The sequence below is a fragment of the Prevotella sp. DNF00663 genome (genome assembly GCF_001553265.1).
Lineage (GTDB): Bacteria > Bacteroidota > Bacteroidia > Bacteroidales > Bacteroidaceae > Prevotella.
Genome location: NZ_KQ960610.1, coordinates 79,996 through 100,880, shown reverse-complemented (window position 1 = coordinate 100,880; position 20,885 = coordinate 79,996). Strand labels below are relative to the sequence as shown.

32 protein-coding genes are annotated in these 20,885 nt (G+C 43.3%); 1 reads left to right on the top strand and 31 read right to left on the bottom strand.

What is annotated here, in order from left to right; genetic code table 11:
- A partial coding sequence (locus HMPREF3034_RS12925; protein ID WP_231725604.1) for a hypothetical protein occupies nucleotides 1-185 on the top strand: 185 nt, incomplete at its 5' end.
- Between the two features lie 151 nt (nucleotides 186-336).
- On the opposite strand, the gene HMPREF3034_RS04445 is transcribed toward HMPREF3034_RS12925, so the two are convergent.
- The 31 genes from HMPREF3034_RS04445 to rplC all read right to left on the bottom strand — a co-directional run bounded on the left by HMPREF3034_RS04445 (nucleotide 337) and on the right by rplC (nucleotide 20,848).
- The gene (locus HMPREF3034_RS04445) at nucleotides 337-2,100 is read right to left on the bottom strand and encodes a RagB/SusD family nutrient uptake outer membrane protein (RefSeq protein ID WP_036896576.1); all 1,764 of its coding nucleotides are present in this window, start codon (nucleotides 2,098-2,100) and stop codon (nucleotides 337-339) included.
- Between the two features lie 24 nt (nucleotides 2,101-2,124).
- Nucleotides 2,125-5,409, bottom strand: coding sequence for a SusC/RagA family TonB-linked outer membrane protein (locus HMPREF3034_RS04440; RefSeq protein ID WP_231725603.1), 3,285 nt, complete (start codon nucleotides 5,407-5,409; stop codon nucleotides 2,125-2,127).
- A gap of 718 nt (nucleotides 5,410-6,127) precedes the next feature.
- Nucleotides 6,128-6,625, bottom strand: a complete 498-nt coding sequence (rplQ, locus tag HMPREF3034_RS04435) for a 50S ribosomal protein L17 (RefSeq protein ID WP_036896572.1) — start codon at nucleotides 6,623-6,625, stop codon at nucleotides 6,128-6,130.
- 129 nt (nucleotides 6,626-6,754) lie between these two features.
- A complete protein-coding gene (locus HMPREF3034_RS04430; protein WP_036896571.1) occupies nucleotides 6,755-7,747 on the bottom strand; it encodes a DNA-directed RNA polymerase subunit alpha in 993 nt (330 codons plus the stop codon).
- 12 nt (nucleotides 7,748-7,759) lie between these two features.
- The gene (gene rpsD / locus HMPREF3034_RS04425) at nucleotides 7,760-8,365 is read right to left on the bottom strand and encodes a 30S ribosomal protein S4 (RefSeq protein ID WP_036896570.1); all 606 of its coding nucleotides are present in this window, start codon (nucleotides 8,363-8,365) and stop codon (nucleotides 7,760-7,762) included.
- A 61-nt stretch (nucleotides 8,366-8,426) separates the two neighbouring features.
- A complete protein-coding gene (gene rpsK / locus HMPREF3034_RS04420; RefSeq protein WP_036896569.1) occupies nucleotides 8,427-8,816 on the bottom strand; it encodes a 30S ribosomal protein S11 in 390 nt (129 codons plus the stop codon).
- Between the two features lie 93 nt (nucleotides 8,817-8,909).
- On the bottom strand, nucleotides 8,910-9,290 hold the full coding sequence (gene rpsM / locus HMPREF3034_RS04415; RefSeq protein ID WP_036896568.1) for a 30S ribosomal protein S13: 381 nt from the start codon (nucleotides 9,288-9,290) through the stop codon (nucleotides 8,910-8,912).
- Between the two features lie 105 nt (nucleotides 9,291-9,395).
- On the bottom strand, nucleotides 9,396-9,512 hold the full coding sequence (gene rpmJ / locus HMPREF3034_RS04410; RefSeq protein ID WP_006950529.1) for a 50S ribosomal protein L36: 117 nt from the start codon (nucleotides 9,510-9,512) through the stop codon (nucleotides 9,396-9,398).
- An 11-nt stretch (nucleotides 9,513-9,523) separates the two neighbouring features.
- A complete protein-coding gene (infA, locus tag HMPREF3034_RS04405) occupies nucleotides 9,524-9,742 on the bottom strand; it encodes a translation initiation factor IF-1 (protein ID WP_036896567.1) in 219 nt (72 codons plus the stop codon).
- 2 nt (nucleotides 9,743-9,744) lie between these two features.
- Complete coding sequence (map, locus tag HMPREF3034_RS04400; RefSeq protein WP_036896566.1) at nucleotides 9,745-10,545, bottom strand: type I methionyl aminopeptidase; 801 nt, start codon at nucleotides 10,543-10,545, stop codon at nucleotides 9,745-9,747.
- Nucleotides 10,546-10,553: 8 nt separating this feature from the next.
- On the bottom strand, nucleotides 10,554-11,894 hold the full coding sequence (secY, locus tag HMPREF3034_RS04395) for a preprotein translocase subunit SecY (protein WP_036896565.1): 1,341 nt from the start codon (nucleotides 11,892-11,894) through the stop codon (nucleotides 10,554-10,556).
- A 3-nt stretch (nucleotides 11,895-11,897) separates the two neighbouring features.
- Nucleotides 11,898-12,344 carry a 50S ribosomal protein L15 gene (gene rplO, locus HMPREF3034_RS04390; protein ID WP_036896564.1) on the bottom strand — a complete coding sequence of 149 codons (447 nt, stop codon included), beginning with the start codon at nucleotides 12,342-12,344 and terminating at the stop codon, nucleotides 11,898-11,900.
- A gap of 24 nt (nucleotides 12,345-12,368) precedes the next feature.
- Nucleotides 12,369-12,545, bottom strand: coding sequence for a 50S ribosomal protein L30 (gene rpmD, locus HMPREF3034_RS04385; RefSeq protein ID WP_036896563.1), 177 nt, complete (start codon nucleotides 12,543-12,545; stop codon nucleotides 12,369-12,371).
- Nucleotides 12,546-12,556: 11 nt separating this feature from the next.
- Entirely contained in the window at nucleotides 12,557-13,069 is a 513-nt protein-coding gene (gene rpsE, locus HMPREF3034_RS04380; RefSeq protein ID WP_036896562.1) for a 30S ribosomal protein S5, read from the bottom strand.
- A 6-nt stretch (nucleotides 13,070-13,075) separates the two neighbouring features.
- The gene (rplR, locus tag HMPREF3034_RS04375) at nucleotides 13,076-13,420 is read right to left on the bottom strand and encodes a 50S ribosomal protein L18 (RefSeq protein WP_036896561.1); all 345 of its coding nucleotides are present in this window, start codon (nucleotides 13,418-13,420) and stop codon (nucleotides 13,076-13,078) included.
- Nucleotides 13,421-13,438: 18 nt separating this feature from the next.
- Nucleotides 13,439-14,011, bottom strand: a complete 573-nt coding sequence (rplF, locus tag HMPREF3034_RS04370) for a 50S ribosomal protein L6 (protein ID WP_036896560.1) — start codon at nucleotides 14,009-14,011, stop codon at nucleotides 13,439-13,441.
- A gap of 14 nt (nucleotides 14,012-14,025) precedes the next feature.
- Nucleotides 14,026-14,421: a 30S ribosomal protein S8 gene (rpsH, locus tag HMPREF3034_RS04365; protein WP_036896559.1), complete on the bottom strand. Its 396-nt coding sequence runs from the start codon at nucleotides 14,419-14,421 to the stop codon at nucleotides 14,026-14,028.
- 81 nt (nucleotides 14,422-14,502) lie between these two features.
- A complete protein-coding gene (gene rpsN, locus HMPREF3034_RS04360) occupies nucleotides 14,503-14,805 on the bottom strand; it encodes a 30S ribosomal protein S14 (protein ID WP_036896558.1) in 303 nt (100 codons plus the stop codon).
- Nucleotides 14,806-14,810: 5 nt separating this feature from the next.
- On the bottom strand, nucleotides 14,811-15,365 hold the full coding sequence (gene rplE, locus HMPREF3034_RS04355; protein WP_036896557.1) for a 50S ribosomal protein L5: 555 nt from the start codon (nucleotides 15,363-15,365) through the stop codon (nucleotides 14,811-14,813).
- Nucleotides 15,365-15,691, bottom strand: a complete 327-nt coding sequence (rplX, locus tag HMPREF3034_RS04350) for a 50S ribosomal protein L24 (protein WP_036896574.1) — start codon at nucleotides 15,689-15,691, stop codon at nucleotides 15,365-15,367. The genes rplE and rplX overlap by 1 nt, the downstream gene beginning before the upstream one ends.
- Nucleotides 15,692-15,709: 18 nt before the next feature.
- Complete coding sequence (gene rplN, locus HMPREF3034_RS04345; RefSeq protein WP_004369535.1) at nucleotides 15,710-16,075, bottom strand: 50S ribosomal protein L14; 366 nt, start codon at nucleotides 16,073-16,075, stop codon at nucleotides 15,710-15,712.
- A gap of 2 nt (nucleotides 16,076-16,077) precedes the next feature.
- On the bottom strand, nucleotides 16,078-16,344 hold the full coding sequence (gene rpsQ, locus HMPREF3034_RS04340) for a 30S ribosomal protein S17 (RefSeq protein ID WP_036896556.1): 267 nt from the start codon (nucleotides 16,342-16,344) through the stop codon (nucleotides 16,078-16,080).
- Between the two features lie 2 nt (nucleotides 16,345-16,346).
- Nucleotides 16,347-16,541 (bottom strand): 50S ribosomal protein L29, encoded by a 195-nt coding sequence (gene rpmC, locus HMPREF3034_RS04335; RefSeq protein WP_036896555.1) that lies wholly within the window; start codon nucleotides 16,539-16,541, stop codon nucleotides 16,347-16,349.
- A 3-nt stretch (nucleotides 16,542-16,544) separates the two neighbouring features.
- Nucleotides 16,545-16,973, bottom strand: coding sequence for a 50S ribosomal protein L16 (gene rplP / locus HMPREF3034_RS04330; protein ID WP_036896554.1), 429 nt, complete (start codon nucleotides 16,971-16,973; stop codon nucleotides 16,545-16,547).
- Between the two features lie 14 nt (nucleotides 16,974-16,987).
- Entirely contained in the window at nucleotides 16,988-17,722 is a 735-nt protein-coding gene (gene rpsC, locus HMPREF3034_RS04325) for a 30S ribosomal protein S3 (protein ID WP_036896552.1), read from the bottom strand.
- A gap of 8 nt (nucleotides 17,723-17,730) precedes the next feature.
- Nucleotides 17,731-18,135 (bottom strand): 50S ribosomal protein L22, encoded by a 405-nt coding sequence (gene rplV, locus HMPREF3034_RS04320; RefSeq protein WP_036896550.1) that lies wholly within the window; start codon nucleotides 18,133-18,135, stop codon nucleotides 17,731-17,733.
- Between the two features lie 34 nt (nucleotides 18,136-18,169).
- A complete protein-coding gene (rpsS, locus tag HMPREF3034_RS04315; protein WP_036893606.1) occupies nucleotides 18,170-18,439 on the bottom strand; it encodes a 30S ribosomal protein S19 in 270 nt (89 codons plus the stop codon).
- Nucleotides 18,440-18,461: 22 nt separating this feature from the next.
- A complete protein-coding gene (rplB, locus tag HMPREF3034_RS04310) occupies nucleotides 18,462-19,286 on the bottom strand; it encodes a 50S ribosomal protein L2 (RefSeq protein ID WP_036896549.1) in 825 nt (274 codons plus the stop codon).
- A 7-nt stretch (nucleotides 19,287-19,293) separates the two neighbouring features.
- The gene (gene rplW / locus HMPREF3034_RS04305; RefSeq protein WP_036896548.1) at nucleotides 19,294-19,587 is read right to left on the bottom strand and encodes a 50S ribosomal protein L23; all 294 of its coding nucleotides are present in this window, start codon (nucleotides 19,585-19,587) and stop codon (nucleotides 19,294-19,296) included.
- Nucleotides 19,588-19,604: 17 nt separating this feature from the next.
- Complete coding sequence (gene rplD / locus HMPREF3034_RS04300; protein ID WP_036896573.1) at nucleotides 19,605-20,234, bottom strand: 50S ribosomal protein L4; 630 nt, start codon at nucleotides 20,232-20,234, stop codon at nucleotides 19,605-19,607.
- Complete coding sequence (gene rplC / locus HMPREF3034_RS04295; protein ID WP_036896547.1) at nucleotides 20,234-20,848, bottom strand: 50S ribosomal protein L3; 615 nt, start codon at nucleotides 20,846-20,848, stop codon at nucleotides 20,234-20,236. Before rplC ends, rplD begins: the two co-directional genes overlap by 1 nt.
- Between the last annotated feature and the right edge of the window lie 37 nt (nucleotides 20,849-20,885).

Genomic DNA, 20,885 nt, shown 5'->3' with positions numbered 1-20,885 from the left:
ACTTAAAACCATCTCCCTCCCCTTTTGGGGAGAGTCAGAGTAAGGTTGCTGCAAGGGCTCGGCAGCTCTACTGTCAAGCCTATTCCGAAATGCTGAAAAGTCGAGGCAGCGATGCTGAGAAGCCGTTGCAACAGCCCCACCCCAGCCCTCCCCAAAAGGGGAGGGAGATGGTTTTAAGTGGATAAGTAGACGAGTTTAGAGTGAGAAGTAGGGGCGTGTTTGAAGCGAGAAATACGTTAATTGCACATACCCGATACTAGAGATTGGGAGTCATCTAACAAAAAGAGAGCAGGGACATGGTCACCTGCTCTCTCGTATTCATACATATACCGCACTCTATTTCCAACCCGGATTCTGTATCAGATTCTTGTTCAGCGTCAATTCGTTGGTCGGTATCGGATAGAACCAACGTCGGTCGGTATCGGTCCACTTGCGTCCCTTGTCATCGAGAGCTTTGGAAGAAGCATACTGATAAAGGTAGGTAGCACCATCATAGTTAATAACCGGACGCCCATTCTCGCCACCAAAGGTCACATTCTGCTTAGCATAAGTAGTCTTGACTGCGTCTGTTATCTTCAAACCAAACATGGTCTTGGGATTCTCCAACAACTTCATGGCATTCCAACGCTTGAGGTCATCGAGGCGCTGCCCCTCTGCTACCAACTCTATTCTGCGCTCGCGACGAATCTCATAAAGAAGGTTAGACAGGGCATAACCATAAGCGACAGGTTTGGCATCAGCCACCGGATTCACTGTCAAATGAGCCATTTCCACACGGTCGCGAAGTTTGTTGACGGTCTTGTCGAGTACATCTTGGGTACAAGTACCAAGCTCGGCTTTAGCCTCGGCATTGATTAACAAGACTTCAGCATAGCGATATACAAACCAATCGTAAGACGTATTACGAGCCTCGGCTTGCTTGGTATCGGCCGAACGATACTTCACACAGGGATAACCCGTAACGCCACTGTTGGAATTAACGTTGCCAACGTGCGATTCACGGACACCATTCTGTACGGTAAACGGACGATGGACGTTGTCGATAATCTGGTAGATACGTGGGTCGCGATTAGCAAACTCTTTCTCTTGATCGTCGTCGCCTTGGTAGCCTGAACCACTATTATAAATAGGAGTACCGTCTTTCATCAAGAACGATTCCACGAAATCTTTAGACAACCCCATACCATTTTGCGATACCTGACGGCCTGTCTCATGAGTCAACACGCCCGATGCATAATAACGAGCAAGAATTACCTCCTTGTTACCTGTGAGATCTTCTTGTACAAACTGGTTGCCATAATACAGCGGATAACCTTCAAATGCCAACTGTCTGGCGCCATTATCAGTTCCCTTAACAATATCGAATTTACCGGTAGCCATGATAGCATCGGTGACATCGGCAGCTTTCTTGAGAAGCGATTCGGCTGTAAGGTTGCCCGACTGTTTGTGGTATTTCTTATAAGTACCAAAGTAGAGACACACACGAGCCAACTGTGTACGGGCTGCTTCTTTATTCAAACGCCCTTTCTCCTCATTACCTGCTTCAGGCAAATTGGTCACGGCAAACTCCAAGTCTTCAATCACCTTGCCCAATACAAAGTCAGCCTTATCGCGTGCTTTGTACAACTGCTCGGTGTCGGTAGTCGTCAAGTCGGCATCGTACCAAGGCACATCGCCAAACATACGCAGCTTATCATAATAGAGAAGTGCTCTAAAAAATCTCACTTCGGCTACATATTTATTGATTTCGGCTTCTGTCCCGGTGACTGTATGATAACGCTTCAAGAAGTAGTTACAAGAACGAATATCATTCCAATACCATCCATTACCAGAGTTGGCATCGGTAGGTATCGTATATTCATCGAACAAATAGCCCACATAACTATTGGTTACGAAGTTGTCACTAGTATTATCTCCGGTAGCCGTAGGACTACTCAAGTACCCATAAAGACCATTGGCATAAAGCTTCAAGTCGTTGGGCGTGTGCCAATAAGATTCGTCGGTGAACGAGTCGATAGGCGATAAGTCCGTATAGTTGCATGAAGTCAGTATCGTTCCCGAAACGACTGATGCCACAAGGATTATATATTTTAGTTTCATCATTTCAGTATTTGATATTTAAGATTAGAAAGTAAGATTCAATCCAACAGAGATTTTTTTGTTGATAGGATAGGTCATATTGCTCAACGTTTCGGGATCGAACGCCTTAATCAACGGAGTGAATGTAAGCAAATTCTCGCCCTGAACAAATACTCTGAGACGCTGAATACCTACCTTGGAAGTGATGGTACGCGGAATCGTATAGCCGAGAACGATATTCTTCAATCGCACGTAACGGGCATTTTGGAGATAGCGTGAACTTGTCTGGCGGTTACCACCATTACGCCAACTTGGACGTGGGAAGTAAGCATTCGGATTGTCCTTGGTCCAATAATCGAGTGCGGTGGTAAGCGGAGTCTGCCATTCGTCGGTGAATCCCCAGAATGCTGAACCACCCACGGCATAGTCGCGCTTGCCTATACCCTGCCAAAACATATCGAAGTCGAAGCCCTTATACTCCAAACCGGCTGTGATACCAAAGGCATAACGAGGTGTGTTATTACCAATTATCTTACGGTCGCCCGGATCGTCGATAGTATTCTTACCCACATTAATCTTCTTATCGCCGTTCAAATCTTCGTACTTCACGTCGCCGGCCTGCCATTTACCACCATAGAGGTAAGACTGGTCTTGAGAGGCTGCTTCAGCATCTGTCTGGAACAAACCGTTAGAGACGTATCCCCAAATTTCGCCTATCTTGTGGCCAACATAGTAATTGCTAATCAAACCGGTAGGATTGGAGAAGCGCGTAATGGTAGACTGGTAGTCGGAAAGAACAGCCTTGATGTGGTAACTCAAGCCATTCTTCAACTGGTCTTGCCACCCTGCTGAGAGTTCCCAACCCACAGTTTTCAGGTCGGCAGCATTCTCACGAGGAACGGCAGCACCCAAAGTTGCGGGTAGAACCTGACCAGTGGTCAACATATCTTTGGTGTTACGGCGATACCAATCGAAAGAGAGATTGAAGCGATTACGGAACATATTGACATCGAAACCGAAATCTATCTGATTGACAGTCTCCCATGTGAAGGTAGGACTTACAAGCCCCGGAGCCGTAATAGCAACCGGGCGAACCTCGTTCAACAAAATACCATAAGAGCTATTGACACCATACGTAGCCAAATAAGGAAAGTCGCCATCGACCACTTGGTTACCCAGTGAGCCGTAGGAAACGCGAACCTTCAAATTATCCCACCAACTACGGAGCGGTTCCCAGAATTTTTCTTCGGATACACGCCAAGCTGCTGATGCCGAGGGGAAGAAAGAGTAGCGGTTACCTTTAGCAAATTTAGAGGAACCATCGTAACGACCATCGAGTTCCAGCAAGTAACGACCACGATAGTCATAATTGATTCTTGTGAACATACCATTGACCGCCCACTGGCTCTCTTTAGAACTCATACGCATGTCACCGGTCGCTAAATTAAGCGATGGATTCTCTGCATCAATCAGATTAGCGCGCCCTGTATAATGATATCTGGTGTGTTTCTTCTCTTGGTTATAACCCATCATCACCTTAAAATTATGCACATCTTGCAATGAGAAAGAATACTCGGCAAAGGCATTGAAGGCATTGTAGTAATCGTCTTCATTGGCCAAGGTGACACTACTTGGATTAGTCCAAGGATAATAATTCTCTGTTCCGGCAACAGCCGTATAGTCGTAGAAGTTTCTGACATGCTCTTGAGAAGAATATCCATAGTAGTTCCAAGTATAATCGGCATTAATGACCAACCCTTTTATTGGCGTGATTCGCACGGCACCGGTCATCCAAAGGTCGTTATTCCTGTAATTGGCGTTACCACCTTGAGCCTGTAAAGCCACCGGATTGGTATAGCTACCCTGTCCGGCATAGTGCCCATCGGGATGCCTAACCGGCATCAATGGACTCAAGTCGCTCTTCAACATGCCGCTATAAGCCGACAATCCACTGTAAGCAGTAGAGTTCATGGCAGTGGTACCACCGGTTGGATGCAACTCCGTGGTATAAGTATGAGCAATCTTTCCGGATACATTCAACCAAGGAGTAACCTGCGTAGACACATTGATATTGGCGTTGTACTTCTTGTATTGGTCATTGGCTGCCTTGAGAATACCACCCTGATCGTTCATACCGACAGACATATAATAAGTGGTCTTCTCGCTACCACCACTGATATTGGCATTATAAATCTGTGAGAAAGAAGTCTTATAAAGTTCTTTCCACCAGTCGGTGTTACCGCAATACTGATACTTATAAGTAGCATCACCGCCCATAGAGGGATCGAAAAATACCGGAGAGTCGTAATTCCCGTTGAAATAATCATTGGTGTACTTGTAGATTTGCGAAGGATAATAGGCGTTTCCCTCATTGGCAAGATCTTTCATTTTCAGGAAATCTACAGAGTTAATGTTATGCATAGAACGCGCCGGATTCTGCCAATAGCCCGTTGCATTCAATGAAACTGTGGGCTTACCGGAATGTCCTTTCTTGGTAGTAATCAAGATAACGCCATAAGCTGCACGGGCACCATAGATGGCTGCCGAGGCCGCATCCTTTAATACTGAAATGGATTCGATGTCATCCGGATTTACCAAATTGGCATCCATCTGAACATTGTCGACCAATACGAGTGGCCCACCACCATTCAATGACGTGGTACCACGGATGTTGAAAGCCGAGCTAGAACCCGGAGCACCACCCGAATTCATCGTGATATTCAAATTAGGAACCACACCTTGAAGTCCTTGACCGATATTAGTGATGGGGCGATCGGCCAACACCTTGCCATTAACCTGAGCCACGGCACCGGTCAGATTGGCTTTCTTCTGTGTACCATACCCCACAACAACCAACTCTTCGAGCGATTGTGAATCTTCATCCATAACCACTTCCAGATTTGAACCGGCTTTGGCAACCACAGTCTTGGCAGTATATCCCACATAAGTGATGACCAGCGTAGCATTGTCGGGAGCACCGGTTAGGACAAAATTACCATCAATATCGGTCACAGCAGCAGCTGTTCCGCCTTTCACTTTGACAGCTGCCCCTATCAGCGGTTCTCCTTTTGAGTCGACCACGCGACCGGTGATTCTTTTCGTTTGTTGTGTATTGTTGACAGAACGAGTCTGTATTTTCTCACTTTCTATATTGTTCGCAAGAATGGCATCGGCTCCCTTACGAACTTCATAGCGCATATTTTGCGAATGAAGAACGCCCACACGGGTGTTTCCGGCCAACAGATTGTTTTGGTTTTGACCGAATGGCGTAATGACACCGGCCGCACAAAGTGCTAACAAACCATACCTTTTGATTTTGTAATGAAGCATAGTATATTAGGTTTTACATTATTAGATTATAATTAGACTTTAATAATAACAACATGACGCTCTAAGTGTTCATCAATGATATAGCGCATTTTCGCATGCGCTCATAGAATCTTTCTGATGGTATTGACCTCCTTTCCTTGATTAAAAGGTTTGTATCATCGCTGGGAATATTCACTTAAGAAACGTTTTTGAGGGTTATTCCCACCGCTATTATTCTCACTCAATCGTAGCAAAAATAATATTTTCAATTGATACCAACAAATCGTCGAATGTTTTTTTTATGTTTAAAAGCAAAATAGTTACAGACTATCAATAACTAAGAAACAAAAAAGCACCATATAACAATAATATCTAGAAAATATTCAAAAATCAGACTTCCACTATAAGGTAGATAGATTGCTTTTTTCTTTCACTGGCAAGATGAAAAACACGAAATAACGCTCACTTTTCCACGCAAAGTGTTACCTTTGCAACTGAAATAGTGAGCGTTCTTTGGTTATACAAAGCAATGAACTTTCAAGCATATCGCTCATTTCTAAATCGTTACCTATACGACCTGCATTTAATCGCAGAACCTTGTACTTTAAGCACTTAGCCCAGAATCATATTTTTTTAGCGGACAGCAATAAAAAGAAATAAAGAGATGAGACATAGAATAAAAAAGCGCCTCCACTCTTTCGAATGGAAGCGCTTTATTGTTGTAATAATCAGCGTGTGATTATTCTGCTGTCTTGGTTTCTTCTGCTGCAGGCTCTGCCTTAACTTCTTCTGCTACAGGAGCAGCCTCTGTTGCGGTAGCAGTAGACTTGCGACTACGACGTGTCTTCTTAGCTGCTGCAGGAGTTTTTGCCATGTTCTCATCGAAGTCTACGAGTTCGATGAAAGCAATCTCAGCTGCGTCACCCTGACGAGTACCCAACTTGATAACACGTGTATAACCACCGGGACGATCAGCCACCTTTGCAGCTACCTCACCAAACAATGCCTTCACAACTTCCTTATTTTGTAAATAGCGGAAAACTACACGACGAGAGTTTGTGCTATCATCCTTTGAACGGGTGATAAGGGGTTCTACATACTTCTTCAAGGCCTTAGCCTTAGCAAGGGTCGTAGTGATTCTTTTGTGCATAATCAAAGAGATAGCCATATTTGCGAGCATGGCATCACGATGAGATGCAGTACGACCTAGGTGGTTGAATTTTTTATTATGTCTCATTTTTGTTTTTTACTTTGATGGATGGAATTTAGAAATTATATTGTTCTAGTCTATTTATTAACTTGTCAACTAGCTCTGTTATGAGCTTATTACTCGTCAACTCAGAAACTAAAGAACTCAAAACTGTCTTTATTCCTTATCCAGTTTATACTTTGTGATGTCGGTTCCAAATGACAGATTCAGACCTTCGAGCAAATCATCAAGCTCAGAAAGCGATTTCTTACCAAAGTTGCGGAACTTCAAGAGGTCGGTCTTGTTGTACTGTACCAAGTCGCCGAGCGTCTCAACATCAGCTGCTTTCAAGCAGTTAAGAGCACGAACACTAAGGTTCATATCAATCAACTTTGTCTTGAGAAGCTGGCGCATGTGAAGAACTTCTTCGTCGAACTCTTGGTTACCATCTTGATCAGGATTTTCCAAAGTAATCTTCTCATCAGAGAAGAGCATGAAATGGTAAATCAAAATCTTAGCGGCCTCTTTCAGTGCATCCTTAGGAGATATGGAACCATCTGTTGTAACTTCGATAACCAGTTTATCATAGTCGGTCTTTTGTTCAACACGATATGGCTCAACTGAATACTTTACGTTACGGATTGGGGTGTAGATAGAATCTATAGGAAGGACGTTGACGTCTGTACAGAACTCACGATTCTCGTCAGCCGGCACATAGCCACGCCCCTTGTTAACAGTAAGATCTATCTGCATTGAAGCTTTGACATCTAAATGACAAATCACCAAATCAGGGTTTAACACTTCAAATCCAGTCAGATACTTGCCTATATCTCCTGCCTTGAACTCGGTTGAATTCTCAACAGTGATACTAACTTTCTCGTTCTCGAATTCTTCTACTACTTGCTTGAATCTTACTTGTTTCAAATTCAAGATAATGTTGGTAACATCCTCCTTGACCCCCGGTACCGAAGAGAACTCATGCTCAACACCAGCGATACGGATGGTATTGATAGCATAGCCTTCGAGGGATGAAAGAAGAATGCGGCGCAAAGAGTTACCAATGGTAACTCCGAAGCCCGGCTCTAAAGGACGGAATTCAAACTTTCCGAACTTATCATCAGCCTCCAGCATTACAACTTTATCAGGTTTTTGAAATGCTAATATCGCCATTAATTTAATGATTTATTTAGAGTACAACTCAACGATTAACTGTTCCTTAATATTCTCTGGAATGTCAGCACGCTCCGGCTTGTGCAGGAACTTACCACTCTTTGTATTATCATCCCACTCCATCCATGGATATTTGCTGTGGTTGAAACCAGCAAGAGCTGCTTCGATAACTTCGAGTGACTTAGACTTCTCACGAACACCAATAACTTGACCCGGTGCTACAGCGTAAGAGGGAATATTTACTACCTGACCGTCAACAACGATATGTTTGTGACCAACCAACTGACGTGCAGCAGCACGAGTAGGAGCGATTCCCAAACGGAACACTACGTTGTCGAGACGGCTCTCCAAGTTTTGGAGCAGAACCTCACCGGTAATACCCTCAGCCTTAGCTGCCTTATCAAACATATTACGGAACTGACGCTCAAGTACTCCATAAGTGTACTTGGCCTTTTGCTTCTCTGCCAACATGACACCGTACTCAGAAACTTTTCTGCGACGGTTGTTGCCATGCTGTCCAGGAGGGAAGTTTCTCTTGGACAAAACTTTGTCAGCGCCGAAGATGGGTTCACCAAATCGACGTGCAATCTTAGATTTCGGACCTATGTATCTAGCCATAAAATAAAAATATGCTTATAATTTAATTGTATCTGTGATAGTGCAATCTTCTCAAGAAGGATTAGACCTTACGACGCTTGGGAGGACGGCAACCGTTGTGTGGTAATGGAGTAACATCGACAATCTCTGTCACTTCGATACCTGCACCATGTACGGCTCGGATAGCTGATTCACGTCCATTACCCGGACCTTTAACGTATGCCTTCACCTTGCGTAGACCCAAATCGAAAGCTACTTTCGCACAATCCTCACCTGCCATCTGAGCAGCATAAGGAGTATTCTTCTTTGAGCCACGGAATCCCATCTTACCAGCAGAAGACCAAGAGATAACCTGACCCTCGCTATTTGCTAAAGACACAATGATATTATTGAAAGAGCTGTGCACATGGAGCTGGCCGATAGCGTCAACTCTTACATTTCTTTTCTTAGATGTTGCTTTTGTTTTTGCCATAATCTTTTTTAGTTTTGAGTTTTAAGTTTTTGAGTTTTTGAGTTTAGCTTATGAAGCAATCGACAAAAAAACTAAAGAACCGAAAACTAAATTTTACTTAGTAGCCTTCTTCTTGTTAGCAACAGTCTTCTTCTTTCCCTTACGGGTACGTGCATTATTCTTGGTGCTCTGACCACGAACAGGAAGACCATTACGATGACGAACTCCACGATAGCAACCAATATCCATCAGTCGCTTGATATTCATCTGGATCTCAGAACGGAGATCACCTTCTACTTTGAATTCAGCGCCGATAATTTCACGGATACTAGCTGCCTGATCATCAGTCCATTCGCTGACCTTCAGGTCGCGGCTTACGCCGGCTTTATCCAATATCTTTGCTGAACTACTTCGACCGATACCATAGATATAGGTCAATGCGATTTCGCCACGCTTATTCTGGGGCAAATCTACTCCAACAATTCTTATTGCCATTCTTAATTGAATAAAAATAAATTAATAAAATCTGATTTCTTGCTAAAGAGTTTGCAAAGTTAAAGATAAAATTGTATATCTTTTTACTTTTACAATACTTTAACATTAACCCTGACGCAACTTGTACTTAGGGTTTTTCTTGTTGATAACGAACAAACGACCTTTACGACGAACGATTTTGCAGTCGGGTGTACGCTTCTTTAATGATGCTCTTGTCTTCATATCTTGAAATATTACTTGTATCTGAAAACTATTCTGCCCTTTGTCAGGTCGTAGGGACTCATCTCTACTTTAACCTTGTCTCCGGGAAGGATTTTAATGTAATGCATTCTCATCTTACCTGAGATATGCGCTATAATCTGAACCCCGTTTTCAAGTTCCACACGGAACATTGCATTGGAAAGACTTTCCAAAATGGTTCCGTCCTGTTCGATAGCGGATTGTTTTGCCATAACTAATTTAAATCTCTTTCAAAATGTTCAATATCTTCGAACGTTGATAAAATCTCTGCTTTGCCCTTACAAATTGCAATTGTGTGCTCGAAATGAGCTGCCGGCTTACGATCAAGAGTCATAATTCCCCATCGATCGGGCAACAGCCCTATATGTCGATCACCCTGAGTAATCATGGGCTCTATCGCAATACACATCCCTGCTTTCAGCAAGATACCGGAACCACGAGAACCATAGTTTGGAATTGAAGGGTGTTCATGCATTTCCTTTCCAATTCCATGCCCAGTCAATTCCCTGACAACTCCATATCCTTGGGTTTCACAATAATGTTGAACAGCATATCCAATGTCTCCCACTCTATTCCCAGCAACTGCTTGTTCGATACCCAAATAAAGAGACTCCTTTGTAATCTTTAGCAATTGTTTAGTCTCTTCTACAACCTCACCTACACAAAAAGTATAGGCAGAGTCTCCATTGTATCCATCAAGTAACGTGCCACAGTCTATTGATATAATGTCACCATCTTTCAATATAGTTTGCTCATTGGGAATCCCATGAACAACAACCTCATTCACCGAAGTGCAGATAGAGGCGGGAAAAGGCTCTCCATAAGGATTAGGAAAGTTCTTGAACGTAGGGACAGCCCCATGGTCTCTAATGAACTCTTCTGCAATCTTATCCAAATGGAGAGTCGTTACACCCGGCTTGATATGTTTTGCTAATTCCGCAAGCGTCTCCCCGACGAGTCGGTTTGCCTTGCGCATCAGTTCTATTTCATCATCCGTTTTCAGAGATATCTTCATCTTACAGCTTAGTATGCTGAGACACCTCCGTTATTGCGCGTATGCCCAGAATTCAACAATCCATCATAGTGACGCATCATCAAGTGGCTTTCAATCTGCTGTAGCGTATCAATAACCACACCGACAAGAATCAATAATGATGTTCCTCCGAAGAACTGGGAAAACGCATTCTGAACATTCAACAGTCCAGCAAGAGCTGGCATGACGGCAATGAACGCAATGAATAATGAACCCGGCAAAGTAATACGAGACATTATGGTGTCTATATAATCAGCGGTTTCCTTTCCGGGTCTGATTCCCGGAATGAATCCATTGTTACGCTTCATATCCTCAGCCATCTGGGTTGGATTCAATGTAATAGCCGTGTAGAAATATGTAAATGCGATGATTAAAGTCACATAAATGATATTGTACAACAAGCTGTGGTTGTCCATCAAAGAACTGATAACCCAAGAAGTACTTTCAGACTGATACTGAACAATAGCCAAAGGGATGAACATCAGTGCCTGAGCAAAGATGATAGGCATCACATTAGCTGCGAAAAGTTTCAGAGGAATATACTGACGAGCACCACCATATTGTTTGTTTCCTACAAGACGCTTTGCATACTGAACAGGAACCTTACGAGTTCCTTGAACCAACAGAAGAGATGCACATACCACAAAATACAGTATCAACAGCTCAACAATGAACATTACTAGACCACCACCAGAGATAGCAGTGAATCTAGAGCCGATTTCCTGTACGAATGCCTGTGGCAAACGTGCAATGATACCGAGCATAATAATCAAAGAGATACCGTTTCCGACACCTTTATCCGTGATACGCTCACCCAACCAGAGGATAAACATACTGCCTGCTGCCAATATAATTGTGGCAGGAATCATAAAGACGGTCCAAGAGATGCCGGAAGCCAAAGCTTGGCTTGCCTGCATCTTTAGATTCAACAGGTAAGACGGTGCTTGGAATAGCAGGATAGCTACTGTAAGCACACGTGTATACCAGTTAATTTTCTTATGACCGCTTTCACCTTCACGCTGCATCTTCTGGAAATAAGGAACAGCGACAGCAAGCAGCTGCATAACAATAGAAGCTGAGATGTAGGGCATGATTCCAAGTGCAAAGATAGATGCATTGGAAAATGCTCCACCAGAGAACATGTCCAAAAGTGACATAAGGCCACCTGAGGTTTGCGACTGAAGTTTGTCCAACATAGCCGGATTGATACCGGGAAGTACAACGAACGACCCAAAACGGTAGATAGCCGTAAACAGAAGAGTGATAAGGAGTCGCTGACGCAAGTCCTCCACCTTCCAACAGTTCTTTAGTGTCTCAATAAACTTTTTCATTTGTTAGATTATAGTTGCGTTACCACCAACTGCCTTGATAGCTTCTTCGGCAGTCTTAGAGAAAGCATTTGCTTCAACTTCAATTTTAGCCTTCAACTCGCCATTACCCAAAATTTTAACGAGTTCCTTACCATTGGTAAGTCCTGCTTCTTTGAGTTCTGCGATTCCAATCTTTGCCAGATTCTTGCTCTCAGCAATCTTCTGAAGAGTAGACAAGTTCACTGCCAAATATTCCTTATGGTTGATATTCTTGAAACCAGCCTTCGGAACACGACGCTGTAGTGGCATCTGACCACCTTCGAAACCAATCTTTCTCTTATAACCAGAACGAGCCTTAGCACCCTTGTGACCACGGGTAGAAGTTCCACCAAGTCCAGAACCGGTACCACGACCGATTCGACGACGAGAATGAGTAGAACCCTCTGCTGGTTTCAAATTATTTAATTTCATAATCGATTCGATATTAAAGATTCATTATTCAACTACGGTTACCAGGTGATGCACCTTGCGGATCATACCACGGATGCTAGGGGTATCTTCAACCTCTACAATCTGAGAGATTTTACGAAGTCCTAAAGCCAAGAGGGTACGCTTCTGGTCAACTGGATAACCAATCTTACTTTTAATCTGCTTGATCTTAATTGTTGCCATTGTCTTTCCTATTAACCATTAAACACCTTTTGCATGCTGATACCACGTGCACCTGCAATTGTATAGGCATCGCGCATCTGGCTTAAAGCTAGAATTGTAGCCTTTACAAGGTTATGAGGATTTGATGAACCCTTAGATTTTGCAAGAACATCTGTAACACCTGCTGATTCCAGTACGGCACGCATAGCACCTCCTGCAACCATTCCTGTACCGGCAGCAGCCGGACGCAAGAATACTTGAGCTCCGCCAAATGAGACCTCAATCTCATGAGGAACGGTTCCATTAAGTACAGGAACTTTTACAAGGTTCTTCTTTGCAGATTCTACGCCTTTAGCGATAGCAGTAGTTACCTCACCGGCTTTGCCGAGGCCCCAGCCGATAACACCTTTGCCATCACCAACAACGACGATAGCAGCGAATGTGAATGTACGACCACCCTTAGTAACCTTGGTTACACGGTTGATAGCAACCAGATGATCCTTCAATTCTACGTCACTATTTACTTTTACTTTATTCATTGCCATAATCGTTTAAAATTTAAGACCACCCTTACGTGCACCATCTGCCAATTCCTTGACACGGCCATGATAAAGATAGCCATTACGGTCGAACACTACAGACTCTATACCTGCAGCTTTAGCCTTTTCGGCAACCAGCTCACCTACTTTAGCAGCCTGCTCGCACTTAGCCATTTTCTCAAGACCTAATGAAGAAGCAGCAGCAAGAGTTGTACCTGTCAAATCGTCAATAACCTGAGCGTAGATTTGCTTGTTAGAGCGGAATACGCTAAGACGAGGACGCTCAGCTGTTCCGTTTACTCTTTTACGAACACGGAACTTTATCTTAATTCGTCTTTCAACTTTCTTTGTTGTCATAATCGTAAATAATTAAAATTACTTAGCTGAAGCTGTCTTACCAGACTTTCTGCGAATAACCTCGCCTTGGAAAAGGATACCCTTACCCTTGTAAGGTTCAGGCATACGGAAAGAACGAATCTTTGCACAGATAAGTCCTAACAACTGCTTATCACAAGTTTCCAAAATAAGAAGTGGATTCTGGTTTCTTTCAGACTTTGTCTCAACCTTCACCTCAGAAGGCAATTCAATAAAGATAGGGTGTGTATAACCCAATGACAACTCAATCAAGTTGCCTTGGTTAGAAACACGGTAACCTACACCTACCAGTTCCAAAACTTTCTTGTAACCCTCGCTTACACCAACAATCATGTTGTTTACCAACGAACGGTATAGACCATGGAAAGCCTGTTTCTGCTTAACATCTACAGAGCTATTCTCATCAATATCGAAAATTATCTGGCCATTCTCATTTGTAAACTTGATAGAAGGATCAATCTGCTGCGAAAGTTCACCTTTAGGGCCTTTAACAGATACTACATTTGTCTTCTCATCGAAATTAACAGTAACTCCAGCGGGAATACTAATTGGCAATTTTCCTATTCTTGACATATAAAATCCTCCAATTAATAAATGTAGCAAAGAACTTCACCGCCAATTTTCAAACCAGCAGCCTCTTTGTCTGTCATAACACCTTTGGATGTAGATAAGATAGCAATACCTAATCCGTTAATAACTCTCGGCATATCCTTGTATCCCGTATATTTACGGAGACCAGGAGTTGATACACGCTTCAAACTCTTGATAGCGCTCTCTTTTGTTGTTGGGTTGTACTTAAGAGCAACCTTAATAGAACCCTGAGGACCATCCTCTATGAACTTATAGTTCAGGATGTAACCCTTCTCGAAGAGAATCTTTGTGATTTCTTTCTTCAAGTTAGACGCAGGTACTTCAACCACACGGTGGTGAGCCATAATGGCATTTCTGAGTCTAGTCAGATAATCTGCTATTGGATCTGTCATATTATATAAAAGTTTAATTGATCGGGACCTTCCCGACAATATTAAATAATCTTGTTTTGAACGAACTAAATCGTTTAAGGATTACCAGCTTGCTTTCTTCACTCCGGGAATCAAACCTGCTGAAGCCATCTCACGGAACTGAATACGAGAGAGACCGAACTGACGAATATATCCTTTTGGACGTCCAGTCACCTTGCAACGGTTATGAAGACGGATAGGGTTTGCATTCTTTGGAATAGCCTGAAGCTTACGAGCTGCCTCATAAGCTTCTGCATAATCCTCAGAAGTAGCTATAATCTTTTTCAGAGCTGCGCGCTTTTCAGCATAACGAGCAACAAGTTTTGCACGCTTTACCTCGCGAGCTTTCATTGATTCTTTTGCCATATTGCTTAATCCTTTTTAGCGTTCTTGAATGGAAGACCAAATGCCTTAAGAAGAGCATAGCCCTCCTCATCGGTTTTAGCTGAGGTCACGAATGTAATATTCATACCCTGAATACGATCAATCTCATCGAGGTTGATTTCTGGGAAGATAATCTGTTCTGTGATACCCAATGTATAGTTACCACGACCATCAAACTTGCTCTCAATACCCTTAAAGTCACGGATACGAGGAAGAGCGACGCGAACAAGCTTCTCCAAGAACTCATACATACGCTCGCGACGAAGAGTTACCATCACACCGATAGGCATCTTCTTACGAAGTTTGAAGTTGGCGATATCCTTCTTAGAATATGTTGCCACAGCCTTCTGACCAGTAATTGCAGTAATCTCATTGACAGCTACGTCAACAATCTTCTTGTCTTGTGTAGCATCGCCAAGTCCTTGGTTGATAACAATCTTCTTCAGTACAGGAATCTGCATTGCTGAAGAATAGTTGAATTGCTTCTGAAGTTCAGGAGCGATAGTCTCTTTATAGACATTCTTTAACTGTGCTGTATCCATTACTTAATTTCCTCCCCTGACTTTTTAGCGATGCGAACTTTCTTTCCATCCTCTGTAACCTTAACACCAACACGAGTAGGCTTGCCACTCTTAGGGTCTATCAAGCTCAGATTAGAGATATGGATAGGAGCTTCTTGCTTAACAATTCCTCCTTGAGGATTTTTTGCTGAAGGCTTCGCGCTCTTAGAAACAAGATTACGGCCTTCAACGATGGCACGATTCTCGTCTACCAAGACCTTAAGAACCTTCCCTGATTTACCCTTATCCTTGCGATCTCCAGCAAGTACGATAACGGTATCGCCTTTCTTTATATGTAATTTATTCATTACTCTACTCATTAAAAATTAAAGAACTTCAGGTGCCAAAGAAACCACTTTCATATTCACTGCACGCAACTCACGAGCTACCGGACCAAAGATACGGCTACCGCGGAGTTCACCGGCGTTGTTCAAAAGCACGCATGCATTATCGTCAAAACGAATATAAGAACCGTCGGCACGACGAATCTCCTTCTTTGTGCGTACGATCAAAGCCTTAGATACTGCACCCTTTTTCAAATCACTTGATGGGATAACGTTCTTGACAGAAACGACAATCACGTCACCAACACTTGCATAACGACGGCCGGTACCACCGAGAACACGGATGCAAAGAGCCTCACGTGCACCGCTGTTATCACATACTGTAAGTCTTGATTCTGCTTGTATCATAATTACTTAGCTTTTTCAACAATTTGTACTAATCTCCATCTCTTTGTTCTTGACAAAGGACGAGTTTCCATGATGAGTACGGTATCGCCTACATTGGCCTCGTTCTTTTCATCATGAGCATGGTATTTCTTTGTCTTCTGGACAAACTTACCATATATCGGGTGCTTCTCCTTGAACTTAGCAGCGATAACAATGGTTTTATCCATTTTGTTGCTGACAACGACACCCTGTCTTACTTTTCTTAAATTTCTTGTTTCCATCTGGACCATTGTTATTTATTAAGTTCTCTCTGATGAAGTTCGGTCTCAATACGCGCGATATCACGACGAGCAACCTTAATCTGTGATGGATTTTCAAGAGGAGCAATCGCATGATTCAACTTCATCTGCTGAAGCTTGGCACGGGTAGCTTCCAATTTCTCAACCAATTCCTTGGTTTCGAGTTCTCTTACTTCTTTAATCTTCATAGCTTAAGCGTTTTTATCGTAATCACGTCTAACAATAAACTTAGTCTTCACAGGTAGTTTCTGTGCAGCAAGACGAAGAGCCTCTTTGGCAATGTCAAAACTTACACCTTCAACTTCGAAGAGGATGCGACCGGGAGTTACCGGTGCTACCCATCCTGCTGGATCACCTTTACCTTTACCCATACGGACATCAGCAGGCTTACGAGTAATAGGCTTGTCCGGGAAAATACGAATCCAAACCTGCCCCTGACGATTCATGTAGCGGTTCAAGGCTACACGAGCAGCTTCTATCTGACGGCTATCTATCCATTTTGGTTCAAGAGTCTTGATACCAAAAGAACCGAAAGCCAGTTGTGTCCCTCTGTGGGCGTTGCCTTTATTGCCACGTCCATCTTGAGGCCTTCTATATTTTACTCTTTTTGGCTGTAACATGATAGCTTCTACTTTTAACGGTTATTGTTTCTCTTGCGATTACCGCGACCACCCTGACGAGCGCCACCATTCTGACGGCCAGCACTCTGCTTCTCCTGTGTGAAGTTAGGTGTCAAGTCTTTCTTTCCGTAAACTTCTCCACGGCAAATCCAAACCTTTATACCCAGCAGACCCACCTTTGTGAGCGCCTCGGTCTGACAATAATCGATGTCTGCACGGAATGTATGGAGTGGAGTACGTCCTTCCTTAAACATTTCCTTACGAGCCATTTCAGCTCCGTTCAGACGACCAGTAATTTGAACTTTAATACCTTCTGCACCAGCGCGCATTGTATTTTGAACTGCCATCTTGATGGCACGACGATAAGAAATCTTTCCCTCTACTTGACGAGCGATGTTGTAACCTACAATGTTAGCGTCCAACTCAGGTTTCTTAACCTCAAAGATGTTGATTTGAATATCTTTCTTATAAAGTTTCTTCAACTCCTCTTTGAGCTTGTCTACATCCTGTCCACCCTTACCGATGACGATACCCGGACGAGCAGTACAAATAGTGATGGTGACGAGCTTCAAAGTACGTTCAATGACAATACGAGAAAGGCTAGCTTTAGCCAAGCGCTCGTTCAGATACTTACGGATTTTCATATCCTCTACGAGGCTGTCTCCGAAGTCCTTGCCACCAAACCAATTTGATTCCCAACCACGGATAATACCAAGACGGTTGCTTATTGGATTAACTTTCTGTCCCATTCTATTTATTATTTTTCGTCGTTAGTTTTGGCATCAACAAACAATGTCACGTGATTAGAGCGCTTGCGGATTCTATAACCACGACCCTGAGGTGCAGGGCGCATACGCTTCATAGTAACACCTTCATCTACGAAGATTTTGCTGATATAGAGTTCACCGTCTTCAGCCTTGCGGTCATTCTTAGTCTCCCAGTTAGCGATAGCTGAGCGCAGCAATTTCTCAATGTCTGCAGCAGCCTGCTTTTTAGAGAACTTCAGTACTCCGAGGGCGCGATTCACTTCCATACCACGAACCATGTCTACCACGTAGCGCATCTTTCGGGGAGATGAGGGGACGCCATTGAGCTTAGCGAAGTACAGATTTTTGCGAGCTTCTTTATTTCTTTCAGCTGCTATATGTTTTCTTGCTCCCATTATTATTTCTAATTTTTAAATGGATTAAACCCGCTTACTTCTTGTTGTTACCTGAGTGACCACCGAAGCGACGTGTCGGAGAAAATTCGCCGAGCTTGTGTCCTACCATGTTCTCAGTAATGTAAACAGGGATAAATTTGTTTCCGTTATGAACTGCAACAGTGTGTCCCACGAAATCGGGGGAAATCATTGATGCTCTGGCCCATGTCTTTACGACATTCTTTTTACCACTCTCATTCATGGCGAGAATTTTCTTCTCGAGTGATACGTTGATATATGGACCTTTTTTTAATGAACGACTCATAATTTACTCTTAGTTAACTTAATTATTTATTAGCCCTTTCAATAATATACTTGTTAGAGAGCTTCTTAGGTGCACGAGTCTTGAGACCCTTAGCGTACAAGCCCTTACGTGAACGTGGGTGACCACCACTCTGGCGACCTTCACCACCACCCATTGGGTGATCAACAGGGTTCATAACAACACCACGGTTGTGAGGACGACGACCCAACCAGCGTGAGCGCCCAGCCTTACCAGACTGCTCCAATGCGTGATCGGAGTTACCTACACTACCTACAGTAGCCTTACAAGCAGAGAGGACTTTACGAGTCTCTCCAGAAGGGAGCTTGATTACACAATAACTACCCTCACGAGAAGTCAACTGAGCAAAATTACCAGCCGAACGAACGAGCAAAGCACCCTGACCCGGACGTAACTCAATATTATGAATTACAGTACCCACGGGGATGTTTGCCAAAGGCAGAGAGTTACCAACCTCAGGAGCAGCTTCTGCACCTGACATCAAGGTTGTACCCACTTGCAGTCCATTGGGAGCAATAATGTAACGTTTTTCACCATCAGCATAGTACAACAAAGCGATACGAGCCGAACGGTTCGGATCGTATTCGATTGTCTTTACTACAGCTGGAACACCATCTTTCTCTCGCTTGAAATCGATCAAACGATACTTACGCTTATGGCCACCGCCAATGTAGCGTACGGTCATCTTACCGGTGTTGTTTCGACCACCGGTAGAACGCTTACCGTAAACGAGAGACTTCTCTGGCACGGATGCAGTAATATCCTCGAACGTGCCAATAACTTTGTGTCTTTGACCCGGAGTAACGGGCTTTAATTTACGTACTGCCATTTTTTATTTAAATATTGCTGTAAAAATCAATTGTGTCGCCTTCTTTCAACGTAACGACTGCCTTCTTGAATGCGTTCTTCTGTCCTTTCACAAGACCGGCCTTGGTATAACGACTTTGGCGCTTACCAGCATAACGAGCGGTATTCACATCCACTACTTTCACATTGTACTGACCTTCGACCTCGTTCTTGATTTGGAGCTTGTTTGCCTCAGGGCGCACGATAAAACCGAAACGGTTCGGACGCTTCTCTGTAATTTTGGTCATCTTCTCGGTGACCAGAGGTTTTACAATAAATGCCATAATTTACTTCTCCTTGATTACTTTGTTAAGATCTCGTCGATGGTCTTCAGTGAATTCTCAGTAATGACTACAACATCTGCATTCAAAACTTTATAGGCATTGAGTGTAGACGCGAGCATAACTTCAGAACGCTGCAAGTTACGAGCTGACAAATATACATTTTTATCTACTTCTGGCAAAAGAACGAGTGTCTTCTTACCGTCAACTTTGATATTTTTAGCAAAGTTTACGAAATCTTTTGTCTTTGGAGCATCAAAATTGAAGTCCTCAACAACAACAATCGCATTATCTTGAGCCTTGTAAGACAAAGCAGATTTACGAGCAAGAGCCTTTACTTGCTTGTTCAATTTGAAACGATAGTCACGTGGCTTAGGACCGAATACACGACCACCACCAACAAGTACAGGTGAGTTGATATCACCGCGACGAGCACCGCCACCACCTTTCTGACGTCCCAACTTACGGGTAGAACCACTAACTTCACTTCTCTCTTTCGACTTAGCGGTACCCTGACGCTGATTAGCGAGATACTGCTTTACATCAAGATAAAGCACGTGATCGTTAGGTTCAATTCCGAAGATAGATTCGTTTAACGTAACCTTTCTCCCGGTCTCCTGACCATTGATATTTAATACGCTAACTTCCATTATTTCTCTATTAATACGGTTGAACCTTTGCATCCAGCGAATGAACCTTTTACAATGATAAGATTCTGCTCTGGAATTACCTTTAACACTTTGAGGTTCTGAGTAGTAACTCTGTCGCCTCCCATTTGGCCGCCCATGCGCATACCCTTAAATACCTTTGCAGGGTAAGAACAAGCACCAATAGAACCCGGCTTACGAGCGCGGTCATCCTGACCGTGAGTACTCTGGCCTACACCACCAAATCCATGGCGTTTAACAACTCCCTGGAAACCTTTACCTTTAGATGTACCGACCACGTCAACGAATTCTGCTCCGTTGAACAGTTCAACCGTAATGGTGTCGCCGAGGTTGTATTCCTCGTCAAACTTGAACTCGGCCAAGTGCTTCTTCGGTGTTGTGCCAGCTTTCTTAAAGATTCCTTTCATAGGCTGAGAAGTACGAGACTCCTTAGCTTCTGCGAAACCTAACTGAACAGCCTTGTAACCATCTTTTTCTACGGTCTTAACCTGGGTTACAACACAAGGACCAGCTTCGATAACAGTGCACGGTACATTCTTACCGTCGACACTGAAAACGGATGTCATTCCGATTTTTCTTCCAATTAATCCTGGCATTTCAATTTTTATTTTAAAATGATTTATGAGTTTGTAG